General features: G+C 67.9%; 10 protein-coding genes and 1 pseudogene. 4 read left to right on the top strand and 7 right to left on the bottom strand.

Annotated features, from left to right (window positions below; genetic code table 11):
• A pseudogene (locus tag RZ84_RS40090) lies at window positions 1-283 on the top strand (hypothetical protein); the annotation flags it as partial.
• 6 nt (window positions 284-289) lie between these two features.
• On the opposite strand, the gene RZ84_RS01905 reads toward RZ84_RS40090, so the two are convergent.
• The 3 genes from RZ84_RS01905 to RZ84_RS01895 form a co-directional block, all read right to left on the bottom strand.
• On the bottom strand, window positions 290-1,582 hold the full coding sequence (locus tag RZ84_RS01905) for a glycosyltransferase (protein ID WP_043262828.1): 1,293 nt from the start codon (window positions 1,580-1,582) through the stop codon (window positions 290-292).
• A gap of 81 nt (window positions 1,583-1,663) precedes the next feature.
• Window positions 1,664-2,587, bottom strand: a complete 924-nt coding sequence (locus tag RZ84_RS01900; RefSeq protein ID WP_063772648.1) for a class I SAM-dependent methyltransferase — start codon at window positions 2,585-2,587, stop codon at window positions 1,664-1,666.
• Window positions 2,588-2,963: 376 nt separating this feature from the next.
• The gene (locus RZ84_RS01895) at window positions 2,964-4,832 is read right to left on the bottom strand and encodes a glycoside hydrolase family 35 protein (RefSeq protein ID WP_107068056.1); all 1,869 of its coding nucleotides are present in this window, start codon (window positions 4,830-4,832) and stop codon (window positions 2,964-2,966) included.
• A 426-nt stretch (window positions 4,833-5,258) separates the two neighbouring features.
• Here RZ84_RS01895 and RZ84_RS01890 point away from each other — a divergent pair, with 426 nt between their 5' ends.
• Window positions 5,259-5,501, top strand: a complete 243-nt coding sequence (locus RZ84_RS01890; protein WP_043268861.1) for a hypothetical protein — start codon at window positions 5,259-5,261, stop codon at window positions 5,499-5,501.
• Window positions 5,502-5,648: 147 nt separating this feature from the next.
• Here the strand turns inward: RZ84_RS01890 and RZ84_RS01885 are convergent, their stop codons facing one another.
• Both RZ84_RS01885 and RZ84_RS01880 read right to left on the bottom strand, forming a co-directional pair.
• Entirely contained in the window at window positions 5,649-6,743 is a 1,095-nt protein-coding gene (locus RZ84_RS01885; protein WP_043262827.1) for a polyprenyl synthetase family protein, read from the bottom strand.
• Window positions 6,740-7,066, bottom strand: coding sequence for a 1-deoxy-D-xylulose-5-phosphate synthase N-terminal domain-containing protein (locus RZ84_RS01880; RefSeq protein ID WP_043262826.1), 327 nt, complete (start codon window positions 7,064-7,066; stop codon window positions 6,740-6,742). Before RZ84_RS01880 ends, RZ84_RS01885 begins: the two co-directional genes overlap by 4 nt.
• Before the next feature lie 250 nt (window positions 7,067-7,316).
• Between RZ84_RS01880 and RZ84_RS01875 the strand changes: the two genes are divergently transcribed.
• Window positions 7,317-7,499, top strand: coding sequence for a hypothetical protein (locus RZ84_RS01875; protein WP_157878747.1), 183 nt, complete (start codon window positions 7,317-7,319; stop codon window positions 7,497-7,499).
• A 33-nt stretch (window positions 7,500-7,532) separates the two neighbouring features.
• On the opposite strand, the gene RZ84_RS01870 is transcribed toward RZ84_RS01875, so the two are convergent.
• A complete protein-coding gene (locus RZ84_RS01870) occupies window positions 7,533-9,923 on the bottom strand; it encodes an ATP-binding cassette domain-containing protein (RefSeq protein WP_043262824.1) in 2,391 nt (796 codons plus the stop codon).
• Between the two features lie 274 nt (window positions 9,924-10,197).
• Here RZ84_RS01870 and RZ84_RS40085 point away from each other — a divergent pair, with 274 nt between their 5' ends.
• Complete coding sequence (locus RZ84_RS40085; RefSeq protein WP_157878746.1) at window positions 10,198-10,368, top strand: hypothetical protein; 171 nt, start codon at window positions 10,198-10,200, stop codon at window positions 10,366-10,368.
• A 365-nt stretch (window positions 10,369-10,733) separates the two neighbouring features.
• Here RZ84_RS40085 and RZ84_RS01865 read toward each other — a convergent pair whose 3' ends face one another.
• Entirely contained in the window at window positions 10,734-11,888 is a 1,155-nt protein-coding gene (locus RZ84_RS01865) for an ABC transporter substrate-binding protein (RefSeq protein WP_043262823.1), read from the bottom strand.
• Between the last annotated feature and the right edge of the window lie 667 nt (window positions 11,889-12,555).

Genomic DNA, 12,555 nt, shown 5'->3' with positions numbered 1-12,555 from the left:
CTTGGCGGTGGGCGTATGGCGTTGGATCCCTGATTCCCATCCCCCCCCCGCCCGCCTCACCGGCGGGCCGGTTACCAGCCTGTGCAGCATCGGCCAGGTTGCCGTGCAGCGAGCCATCCTCACGCCGGTGCTGGCTCTTGCCTGCGGTGGTGCCGCCGTCTTCACCTATATCGCCGGCACCACCTTCGTCTTCCAGGACATCTACCATCTCTCCCCGGTTCTCTCCACCTCGTCTACGGTGTCAACGCCGTCGGCAACATGGCGCCGAAACGCTGGCCGTTGAAGGTCTCTAGGAGGACTCGGCAACGGTTTCGAGCACCTTGACGGCTTTTCTCACTCCGTCCCGGGCGGAAATCCGGAGACCGAACTCCTTGGCGCATTCGGCCAATTCGTGATCGTTCACTGCGCGGTCCAGTGCTGCGGCCAGACGTCCCGCAGTGAGCCGGTACTGCGGCAATGGTGCCGGCGCCAGACCCAGGGCGTGCATGCGCCTGGCCCAGAACGGCTGGTCAAAAGTGAACGGACAAACGACCTGCGGACGTCCTGAGCGCAGGGCCGATGCGGTGGTTCCGGCGCCACCGTGATGCACGATCGCGACCATGTGCGGAAAAAGCTCTTCGTGCGGCACCTCGTCCACAAAGAACACGTCGTCAACGCCGCGGCCCTGCTCCCCGTCAGGAGCCCGCACCCCACCCCAGCCGGTGGCGATCACAGCGCGCACCCCGGCCTGCCGGACGGCTGCCAGAACGGCCCTGGTCTTCGCGGCGGTACGGCTCCCGGCCATACTGCCGAATCCGATGTACACAGGTCGTTTCCCCGCGTCGAGAAACGAGCGGAGGTCCGCGGGCATGCGCCACTCACCGGTGGCCGGCAGATGCCAAAAGCCCGTGGTGTGAGTGGTGGCGGGATACCGAGGAGTTCCGGGCAGTACACAGGGGTCGAAGGCCTGCAACACGGTGGCCGGCATTCCGTCGGGCCGGGACAGGATACTGAGCTTGCACCCGCGACGGGAAAGCCCCAGCGATTCGCATCGCACTCGCGCCGGTGCCGAGCCGTACAGCAGACGGACTGGCAACTCGGCGTGTGCGTAGGAAACCCGGCTCAGCGACGAGGGCAGTCGTCCGGGTGCCAAAGGATTGACGAAGTCGGGGGTGGGCACCCAGCCGGGCTGGAAGCACACCGGAACAGCGGGGACCTTGAGCCACTCTGCGAGGTGATGCGCGGGCACCCAGGGTGTGAACACCACGACATCGGGGCGGGAATGCCCTTTGACCTTGGCTGTCAGATCTTCCAGGACCTTCACGTAGTGCGGTCTGTGCCGCCTGAGCCACCGCGCTGCCCGGATGATTCCCCGCAGCCCGCGGCGATCCTCATTGGCTCTGAGAACAACCGGATCGGTGAGGAGCGCGAGGGGCCCGTCCACCACCGGAACGTACGGCACCGCCGCCGCGCGGGCCAACCCCGCGAAAGCCTGTGGCCCCATCAACGTCACTGCGTGTCCGGCCGCTGTCAAGCCCGACGCCAGCGCCAGATACGGCTGGACATCACCCCGCGAGCCATGGGTCACCAGCAATACGTTCACCGCAGCATTCCCTCCAGCCGCTGGGCGCGCGGCCTGAGAGGCGCACCGTCAGCTGACACACGGACCGGCCAGGTCGCCTGACTACGCATGATGAAACTCTCCCGCTCCCACGTGTGCGAGTTCGGAGAGGGGTGGTGTGCAGATGCCTGCTGTTTTCTGGCTGGAATGTGCGAACTGCGCTTCTGCGGTGACCAGTACCAGTGCGTTGCGGATGCCGAGATGGGCGAGGAGGGGGGCGGCTTTTCCGTGATACAGACCTCGTCCCGCCGGCGGCCGGATTTGACGGACCGATGTGATGGCCGGATGCGCCGTATGCAGGTGCGGAAGTTCGCTGCGATTGACTCCCCACGGCATGGGAGGTACCGGAAATCCCCGTCTGGTGCGCATGGTGCCGGTCAGCGTGCGGGCGCTGAACCAGCGCGGCACGGTGTCGAAGACCAGGGAACTCCCGGGAAAGGCTTCGGCGCAGCGGGCGATCAACTCGCTCACCTGGCCAGGGTGGAGGTACATCAACAGGCCCTGGGCAGTGATGAGGACACCCCGTGAACTGTCGACCTCGTCGCACCAGGACAGGTCGAGTGCGGAACAAGCGAGGGTACGCCGGCGGTCGCCGTCCGGTAGCAGGGATCGGCGCAGCTCGGCGGTTTCGGGCAGTTCAACGCCGAGCCATTGGGCGCGGCCGTTGTCGCAGCGCCAGAACTGGGTTTCCAGCCCCTCGGCCAATTGCACGACGGTGCCGTCGGGGTGCGCGGTGAGGAATTCTCGAACTGCGATGTCGAAGGTGAGGACACGCAGCGCATGGCCTTGCGCGACAAGACCGATGGGACGCCCGAAGTGCGCTTCGAAAGGGTAGTCGAGCATGTCGACCAGTTCCGTGGCCTTGGGGTCGTGGAGCACCGGTCGGCGGCGGCGCGCTTCCCATGCACGCTGATACAGATTCCACATCAGCATTTCGGAGACACCGCTGAGGGTAGGGGTGCGCATGGCACTGCTGCCGCGGTCCATCTGGTTATTCCTCCGTCGGCTCAACAGCTCCCCGTAGTGGATGGAGCGGGCTCAGGGCGGTTTTCCCGCGAAGTCGCACGGGGCGACTCACCGGCGTTCAGCACACGCCAGAGCTCTTAACGTATGCCGCATGAGGCATGCGGAACGTGAAGAACACGCCTGTGCCGACCGCGAGTCGACGTAGTGGCCGACGAAGGGTCCACGTCCCCCGGTGCCGTGGTCCAGCATTCGGACGGCGGGCGGATCCGGGGGACGGTGACGGAGTGGTTCTGCCGCGGAGGGACAGATGGGGGTTCACCGCGCCCGCGCCACCAACACGACGCGATCTGCGTGCTCGTGGAAGCGGGGAAGCAGACGGGGGGCCTTGCCGGTCGCTCTACGAGAGCTTGGTCGGCTCACCGAGATCGGGCGCGGAGCGTACTTCGATCCGGTCCCCGGTCCGTTCCATCTCCAGCACGATGAGTTCGTTCCGCCCCTTCCGCCACAGATGGCTCGGCGCGTAGAGGGTGACCTGCGGCCCGAGGGACCAGTAGCGGCCGAGCGGAAAGCCGTTGAGCCAGACCATGCCCTTGTCCCAGCCCGGAAAAGCGAGGAAGCCATCCGCGGGAGTGCCGACGTGAACATGGGCCCGGTGGAAGGCGGGGCCGGTCGGGTTGTCTGCGCCGTGGAATGGCAGAGCGGCGAGGTTGTCCAGGGGCAGTCGGCGGATCTCCCAGTCGCGCAGCTCTCGGCCGTCGAGGAGTACCTTCCCGCTGATGCCCTTGGGGTCGTTGAGTCCCTGTCCGAAGTTGACCCGCCCGGTCGGGTCCACCAGCAGGTCGAGGGTGTTGGAGGGGCCGGCCACCGTGAAGTCGACTGTGTGGTCGGGCTGGTTGCGGTCGAAGGTGCCGATCCGCTTGCCGTCGCCGAACACCAGCGCACGGTCGCCCAGTCCCGTGATCCTCAGGCCCTTGGTTCCCTGGGGTCCGCGCACCCGAGTGCGGTAGTGGATCAGTCCGTGCGGCTGCCCGAGGGCCTCCATGTGGACGGGCGTGGGACGCCGTAGCGGAGTGCTCAGCGCGTCGAGGGCGTCCATCAGCGGCACCGACTCGTGGACGGCGACCTGCTGGGGCGGCATCCGGCGTGGCGTGGGCGGCAGGGGAGCATGCGGCAGGGTGGTGTATTTGGCGAGCACGGCGCGCACGGTGTGGAATTTCTCGGTGAGTTCGCCGGATTCGCTGATCGGGGAGTCGTAGTCGTAGCTGGTGACGGTGGGCTGATAGGCGCTGCCGCTGAGGTTGGCGCCGGCGGACCAGCCGAAGTTCGTGCCGCCCACCACCATGTAGAAGTTGATCGACGCTCCCGCTTCGAGGAGCTTCGCCACGTCGGCGGCGGTCTGTACCGGGTCGGTGGTGTGGTGCCGCTCTCCCCAGTGGTCGAACCAGCCGTCCCAGAACTCCGTGCAGAACAGGGGCTTGTCCGGCTGGAACTTGCGCAGTTCCGCGAACGGACCGGTGGGATCCCCGGCGAAGTTGACGGTGGACAGGAGATCGGGAAGGCTGCCGGCCTTCAGCGCCTCCTGGGTGGCTCCGTTGGAACAGAACAGCAGGCTGTCGATGCCCTGCGCCCGCATGGTGTCCCGCAGGTGTTCCAGATACACGTGGTCGTCGCCGTAGCTGCCGTACTCGTTCTCGACCTGCATGGCGATGACGGGCCCGCCGCGGGTGGCCTGCAGGTCGACGAGCCGGGGGAGCAGTTCGGCGAACCAGGTGTCGACCGCTCGCTCGTAGGCGGGGTCGGAACGTCGTAGCGGCGCGTCCTTGTCCTTGAGGAGCCAGGCGGGCAGGCCGCCGAAGTCCCATTCCGCGCAGATGTACGGTCCCGGTCGCACGATCGCCTTCAGCCCGACCTCGTCCGCGGTCCGTATGAAGGCGGCGACGTCGCGCCATCCGGTGAAGTCGGCCTTTCTCTCGTACGGTTGGTGGAAGTTCCAGGCGACGTAGGTCTCCACCGTGTTCAGGCCCATGGCCCGCATCCGCAGCAGCCGGTCGCGCCAGTCCTTGGGGTGCGTCCTGAAGTAGTGGAAGGCACCCGAGAGGATCCGGAACGGCTTGCCGTCCAGCAGGAACTCCTTGCCGCGGATGGTCAGTCCCCTCGGGCTTTCGGCCTGGGCGAGGGGGGTACGGCCGCCGCCCAGGGCGACACCCACGGCCGCGGTACCCACCACGGCCGCGCTCAGGAATCCACGTCGGCTGAACTGCGTCATGTCTGCTCTCCTCGGCTCGACCGGTCGTCGCCCATGACTCGGAAATGTTCAGTGCTGTTCGTTTCTGTTCATTGAGAGTGTTGTGTAGAACAGAAACGAGCACAAGGGTTCGTCGCGGAGTGCGGTGAACCGGTGCGGACGAACCGCAGGTGAACTGGCGGGCAGGGCAGCGACGTTCAGAGCGCCACTGGAGAGCACGGGAGAGCAGGGTGCACCGAGAGCGCACCGAGAGCGCCGCGAGGACAGCACGGGCGGGGCGCGGATGCCCCGCACGGCCGGCCGGCCTCTTGCGCAGCACCGTGCCAGGCTTCAGCTCGGCGCTGAACAGGAGAATCAGTAAACGTGTATCCGACCCGGCGCGAAGTCCCGCTCATGCGACGGGGGCGTCAGCGTGCCGGGGAGAGGGAACTCGCATACCTTCCCATCATGGACTTCAACCTCACCGCGGAGGAGGAAGCGCTCGTCTCTCGGGTGGCCGCCCTCCTCCGCGCCGGCCGATCCCCCACCGACGACGACTTGGCGGACGAGCTGGGTGACGAGGTCCGCCCGCTGCTGCAATCCCTCTTGGATAAGGGCTGGCTGGTCGTCAACGAGGAGCGGGAGCTGGCCTTGTCGGTGATCGCGCGGGCTGTGGTGTCCGGCCGGACGGATGTGGAGGGTTATGAGTAGGCCCACACGAAACGCGCGGCGAAACGGCGACCCCGCTCGTGCCCCACAGACCAGCACACGAGTGGGTAGGCGCCGAGCGAGCTGGCTGAAGACTGCCTTTTCCTTGGTGTAACACCGTTTCGAGGCGGCTTCGATGCAACCCTCTGCTCATGAGGTACGCCGCGTCGCGGTGTCGGCCAGCCGCCGCAGTGCAGGCTGGGCCACGGGGCGGATGCAACGTGCGGAGGAGAGCAGCCGCAGCACCCGCGCACGCCGCTCGGCGATCATCTCCTCGACCTGGGCGCGGGCCCCGGTGACGGTGAGGATGTCGCGGACCTGCGCCGCCTCCGCCGCGGTCAGCCGCGGGTTGCCGATCTGGCGGCGCAGGATGGCCGCGTGGCGCGGCGAGGCGTCGCGCAGCGCGAGGGCGACGAGCATGGTGTGCCGGCCGTCCCGCAGGTCTTCCACGTGGGACTTGCCCGTCACCTTCGGGTCACCGAAAACGCCGAGGAGATCATCGCGCAGCTGAAACGCCTCGCCCAGCGGAATCGCATACGCGGACAACTCCCGCAGCAGCGCCTCCCGGGCGCCCCCGAGCACGGCGCCGAGACGCAAGGGCCGCTCGACGGTGTACGTGGCCGTCTTGAAGCGGATGATCGCCATCGCCCGCTCCAGATCCGCGGTCGGGGCCCCGGCGGCGGTCACGTCCAGGTACCGACCGTGGATCACCTCGGCCCGCATGGCATCCATGAACGGCAGCACGGCGGCGAGCTGGCGGCCGGTCAGGCCCGCGGTGTGCAGGAGCTCGTCACTCCAGGACAGGGCGAGGTCGCCGATCAGCAGAGCGCACGCGGTGCCCAGGCGCTCGGCGAGCGGACCGGGCCGGCCGGCCTCGTACTGCCGGGCGAGCGTGCGGTGCACGGTGGCATGGCCACGGCGGGTGTGGCTCCGGGCGATGAGGTCGTCGTGGATGACGTAGCAGGCGTGGAACATCTCCACGGCAGCCGCCACCCGCACCACAGGCTTGGGCGGCAGCGCACCGCTCGCCGCTTGCCAGCCCAGCACACACAGCACGGGCCGCAGGCGCATTCCACCGGTGGTGAAGAACTCGGCCAGCACCTGGGCAGCTTGCCCAGGCAGATTACGGGCCGCCGCGGCGGCGGCTTTGGTCTGCAGGAATCGGTACAGGACGGCATCGACCCGGCGGCGCAGGTCCGGTAGGTCCAGCGGCTTCGCAACCGGCTCAACGGATGTGGTGGTCAAGGCTGTTCACCTGCCGTGGCGCTGTCTGGGGTGATCTCTTCCGAGGGCTCGGCCGTCGCCGTGAAGGCGTATGCCCGTTGACCGATGTCAAAGACCAGCGCGTCAGCCGGGGAGTCGACGACCCGGTGCGCTGCCGAGGTCAGCTCGACCACTCCCAGATTCCGCCCCAGATGGCCACCGGCAGCGGACACCTTCGCCACCAGGAACTGCCTGATCTCCGTTGCCGGCACGGCAAGTTCCCCATCCGGCGGCGACCGCAGGGCACCCGGGTCTTCCACCCGCTCCAGGACCGACGGAGAGTGTTCCATCCGGGCCGTTGCCATGCCGTTCTCCCTCCCTGACGGAGCGGTTAACCACCGCTTGAACCGAAAGGGCTGCCATACAAGGAAGACAGACCACGGCAGGAAGGGGAAGAGAGATCCACACCGCAGAGCGTGAAGGCGTTGAAAGGCTGTGCGTGGTGAACCCGACCGGATCGGCGAAGCCGTGGGCTTCCCTGATAGTTGAGTGTGTTCAAGCCTCAGGGGAGACACCGGGTTGCACGAGTGGCGTGTGGTGTGGGTACCGGGGCAGGTGCACACCAGCAACCTGAATGTCGAAACGCTGTGCACGATGTGCGTTGAGCAGACGGAGGCCATCTGGCCTCGTTACTGGGCGGACCCGGAATGGTTCTGCCCGGTTGACGGCCAGACGTGCCCGGATGAGCACGAGATGGACCAGCGCATTGCCTGGGAGACCGGCCCGCCGACGGCATAGCGGCCTAGGGAAAACCCAGCCCACCCTTCTCGTTCAGGCGCCGACGTAATCCGCCAGATGCTCACCGGTCAGGGTCGAGCGCGCGGTGACCAGATCCGCGGGCGTGCCCTGGAAAACGATCGTGCCGCCGTCGTGACCGGCGCCGGGGCCGAGATCGATGATCCAGTCGGCATGCGCCATCACCGCCTGGTGATGCTCGACGACGATGACCGACTTTCCGGAATCGACGAGCCGGTCGAGCAGGCCGAGCAACTGCTCGACATCGGCGAGATGCAGACCGGCGGTCGGTTCGTCCAGGACGTAGACGCCGCCCTTCTCGGCCATGTGTGTGGCCAGCTTGAGCCGTTGCCGCTCGCCGCCGGACAGCGTGGTGAGCGGCTGACCGAGACTGAGGTAGCCGAGCCCCACATCGGCGAGCCGCTGAAGGATCTTGTGCGCCGCGGGCGTGCGCGCCTCGCCGTCCCCGAAGAACTCCTCCGCCTCGGTCACCGACATCGCCAGCACCTCGCTGATGTCGCGACCGCCGAGGTGGTGGTCCAGCACCGACGCCTCGTACCGCTTCCCGTCGCACTCCTCGCAGGTGGTGGCGACGCCGGCCATCATCGCCAGATCGGTGTAGACGACCCCGGCGCCCTTGCAAGTGGGGCAGGCGCCCTCGGAGTTGGCACTGAACAGCGCCGGCTTCACGCCGTTGGCCTTCGCGAACGCCTTACGGATCGGGTCGAGCAGCCCCGTGTACGTCGCCGGGTTGCTCCGCCGTGAGCCGCGGATCGCGCCCTGGTCGACCGACACCACACCCGCACCGGCCGGGATCGACCCGTGCACGAGCGAGCTCTTCCCGGAACCGGCGACCCCGGTGACGACGGCCAGCACCCCGAGCGGGATGTCCACGTCGACATCGCGCAGGTTGTGTGTCGTCGCGCCGCGGATCTCCAGCATGCCGGTGGGCGTGCGGAACCTCTCCTTGACGGTGGCCCGGTCGTCGAGATGGCGGCCGGTGATGGTGCCGGCGGTCCGCAGCCCCTCGACCGTCCCCTCGAAACAGACCGTTCCGCCGGCCGTGCCGGCGCCGGGGCCGAGGTCGACGACGTGGTCGGCGATCACGATCATCTCTGGCTTGTGCTCCACGACGAGCACCGTGTTGCCCTTGTCCCGCAGCCGCAGCAGCAGATCGTTCATCCGCTGGATGTCATGGGGGTGCAGACCCGTGGTGGGTTCGTCGAACACGTAGGTGGTGTCGGTGAGCGAGGAGCCGAGGTGGCGGATCATCTTGACGCGCTGCGCCTCACCACCCGACAGCGTGCCCGCCGGCCGGTCGAGCGAGAGATAGCCGAGGCCGATCTCCGCGAACGAGTCCAGGGTGTGCTGCAACTTGGCGAGCAGGGGAGCCACCGAGGGCTCGTCGAGACCGCGCACCCAGGCGGCCAGGTCGCTGATCTGCATCGCACAGGCGTCGGCGATGCTGATCCCCTCGATCTTCGACGACCGGGCCGCCTCGCCGAGCCGGGTGCCCTCGCACTCGGGGCAGGTGGTGAAGGTGACCGCCCGGTCCACGAACTCCCGGATGTGCGGCTGCATCGCCTCCCGGTCCTTGGAGAGCATCGACTTCTGGATTCGCGGGATCAGCCCCTCGTAGGTCATGTTGATGCCCGCGATCTTCATCCTGGTCGGCTCGCGGTGCAGGAAGTCCTGCAGTTCCTTCTTCGTGTACTTGCTGATCGGCTTCTCCGGGTCGTAGAAGCCGGACTCGCTGTAGAGCCGGTAGTTCCAGCCGCCCGCCTTGTAACCGGGGACGGTGAGCGCTCCCTCGGCAAGCGACTTGGAGTCGTCGTACAGCTGGCTCAGGTCGAGGTCGGTGACGGTCCCGCGGCCCTCGCAGCGCGGGCACATACCGCCGGTGATGCTGAAGCTGCGCCGCTCCTTCACGGTCCTCCCGCCACGCTCGACGGTGACCGCCCCGGCCCCGCTGATCGAGGCGACGTTGAAGGAGAACGCCTTGGGCGAGCCGATGTGCGGTCGCCCGAGCCGGCTGAACAGGATGCGCAGCATCGCGTTGGCGTCCGTGGCCGTGCCGACCGTGGAGCGGGGATCGCCGCCCATCCGCTGCTGGTCGACGGTGATCGCGGTCGTCAGCCCTTCGAGGACGTCGACCTCGGGCCGCGCCAGCGTCGGCATGAAACCCTGCACGAAGGCGCTGTACGTCTCGTTGATCAGCCGCTGCGACTCCGCCGCGATCGTGTCGAACACCAGCGAGCTCTTGCCCGAGCCGGACACGCCGGTGAACACCGTCAGCCGACGCTTGGGGATCTCGATGCTGACGTCCTTGAGGTTGTTCTCGCGCGCGCCGTGCACGCGGATCAGCTCGTGGCTGTCGGCGACGTGCGGCGCAGACGACCGGGTGTCCGTCCTCTTGGCCTTGCTCATCGGATCTCCCTCTGTCACGCGGGGCCGCCTTCGCGGTACCCGTTGCCGTCGCCTGGCCCGAGCGACCAGTTTCGAGCAGGACGTCTGCTTGTGCTGCATCGGCGCGGTCGCGGCAACGGTAGCCGGCCACAAGCGGCGGCATCGGCCGGAGCGGCGCGATGCCCGTCCGACGAGCCCCGGCCAGGGGCGCGCTCGGCGCGCACGAACCTGGGCATCCCCGCCGCTTCGAGCTCATCGAGCCCGAGCCACAGTCATGTGAAGAAGGCCACATGTCGTGAATGCTGGTCAGGGTGATCACCCCACCCGCCCCGCCTTCGCCCTGCTGTACGTGCTCCCGGGCAGAGCCGAGGTAGGGCGCAAGACTCCGAACACCGGCGCCGACGCCGGCGCCCCGGCTGAGGAGCCGGCCGCAGAACCGGACCGGGACGCCGTGCCCACGCGCTGACGCGGATCGGGCCGCGGCTCCTATTGGGACGTTCGCCGCCCTATTGGACTTCTACGGCTCGCTGCACGGCTGGGACTTCGCCGTCGACCCCGACTCGTCCGTGGGCGCGGTCGCCTACACACGGATCATGGCCCCGGGCATGCCGTTCCCGATGGGCGCGATCCTCAGCAACGCCGACAGCCTCGCCTTCTACCAGCGGCTCGGCTTCGACGCCGACTCCAGCACCGCCCGCCCCGGCGACGACGACCGCGATGTCCCAGTCGATCTCGCCCGCGGCATCGGTGTCGGGGCCGAACCAGCCGGCCGCGCGGTGCCGCCGCAGGCAGGAAGCGGCAGCACCACGTCGGCCCTGATGCAAGTCGCGGTCATCCAGAGACGGCCTCGCCCCAGCTCTGGGAGATGGCGAACTCGGCGCTGTTTTGCTGGGACTCGGTCGGGAACCTCGGCGTGCCGGAGACCTTCGGCAGCTTCGCCGCCGCGGCCTTGTCGAGCGTGCCGGCCTTCTGCATGGCGGTCATCAGAGCCGGGCGGGCGTATCCCTTGAGTCTGAGGTTCTGGCCCTCGGCGCTGTAGAGGTACTCCTGCCACAGGCGCGCGGCCGCGGGGTGCGGCGCATCCTTGTTGATGGCCTGCGAGTAGTACTGGGAGAACTGGCCGTCCGAGGGGACCGTGACCGTCCAGTCGAGGCCCTTGGACTTGAACTCATCGGTGTACCCGGTGTTGAGGTAGTCCCAGTCGATGCTGATCGGCGTCTGGCCCTTCTCGATGGTGGCTGAGGTGGACGCGACGGGCGTGTAGTTGCCGTTCTTCTTCAGCTTGGCGAAGAAGTCTATGCCGGGCTGGATGTCCTCGAAGGAACCGCCGCTGGCGAGGGCGGCCGCGTACACGGCGCCGAAGGCCGAACCCGACTTGCCGGGGTTGCCGGTGAGCGCGATCTGCCCCTTGTACTCAGGCTTGAGCAGATCCTTGAAACTGGTCGGGCAGGTCTGCACACGCTTGGCATCGCAGCCGAAGGAGATATAGCCGCCGTAGTCGTTCGACCAACGGCCGATCGAGTCCCTCTGGTCATCGGGGATGTCGGCGAAATCGGCGACCATGTACGGCGCGAGCAGCCCCTGCTGGGCGGCGCTCTGTGCGAAGGAACTGCCGAGGTCCAGGACGTCGGGCGCGCCGCCCTGGCCCTTGCGCGAGGTGACCGCGCTGATCTCGTCCTGGCTGGCGCCCTTCGGGTTCTCGACCTCGACCTTGACGCCGTACTTCTTCTCGAAGCCGTCGATCACCGCACCGTAGTTGGCCCAGTCGCGGGGCAGCGCGATCGCGTGCAGCGTGCCCTCCTTCTTGGCCTCCTTGGCCAGGGCGTCGATGCCGCCGAATGCCTTGGCCGTGGTCGCGGTGGCCGCACTCTGTCCGCCGGCGCCGGTCGACGTGTCGGAGGTCGCGCCACAGGCGCTGAGGGCGAGTGCGGCGGCGGTGGCGAGGACGCCGGTGAGGACGGCAGTCCTCGGCAGGAGCACGGTCACGGTTTCTCCAGGGGTACGCACAGAGGATTGAGGGGATTCATGCGGGGCCACACAGGGAATGCACGTGGGGGGAGCACCTGTCCGACGTCTCAGCTGAACAAGCTGGGCCACAGTAGGCCCAACTGCGGTGTACGTCAGGTAAACATTGGTGAAACTCATGACTCCGTTTCCCCGGCAATCGCAGCTCACGGGAGTCATCACGGCATGTCGTCCAGGACCTGTCCGCGCGATCACGTGCGGAGCCGCATAGCGAGTGCTGCGGCGGTGACGATGGCGACGAAGACATAGCCGCGGTTGTCGTAGCAAATGGCTATGGCTCGCGCGCACTTGATCCGGTTGATCGCCCTTTCGATGGTGTCGCGTTGCTTGTGCCGGTCTTCACTGAATCCTGGTGGCCGTCCGCCTCGTGCACCTTCTCCCGACGGGCGGCCCGGCTGTCGTTCTTCTCCGGGGTGGTGTGCCGGATGCCCCGACGCGGGGGGGGACTCGCGGCAGGGCCTGTCGCCGTACGTCTGGTCCGCGGCGAGGCCGTCGGGCTTCCTGCGAGGTCTGCCCTGCCCGAGCCCGGGGACACGAACCTTGCCCGGTGCCAGTTTGAACCGGGGCAGTCCGCCCGCCGTCCGACGGCGACAACGCGGGACTGCGAGCGGCACCGGCCGTCGCGCTC

It is taken from the genome of Streptomyces sp. CT34 (genome assembly GCF_000805335.1).
In the GTDB taxonomy this organism is placed as follows: Bacteria; Actinomycetota; Actinomycetes; order Streptomycetales; family Streptomycetaceae; genus Streptomyces.
This window is presented reverse-complemented; position numbering and strand designations above follow the sequence as displayed.

What these genes read in the sequence shown, in the direction of transcription:
- RZ84_RS01880 (WP_043262826.1), bottom strand. Translation starts at nt 7,066, where the DNA reads ATGGCAACGGCCCGGATGGAACACTCTCCGTCGGTCCTGGAGCGGGTG.
- RZ84_RS01900 (WP_063772648.1), bottom strand. Translation starts at nt 2,587, where the DNA reads ATGGACCGCGGCAGCAGTGCCATGCGCACCCCTACCCTCAGCGGTGTC.
- RZ84_RS01870 (WP_043262824.1), bottom strand. Translation starts at nt 9,923, where the DNA reads ATGAGCAAGGCCAAGAGGACGGACACCCGGTCGTCTGCGCCGCACGTC.
- RZ84_RS01895 (WP_107068056.1), bottom strand. Translation starts at nt 4,832, where the DNA reads ATGACGCAGTTCAGCCGACGTGGATTCCTGAGCGCGGCCGTGGTGGGT.
- RZ84_RS01890 (WP_043268861.1), top strand. Translation starts at nt 5,259, where the DNA reads ATGGACTTCAACCTCACCGCGGAGGAGGAAGCGCTCGTCTCTCGGGTG.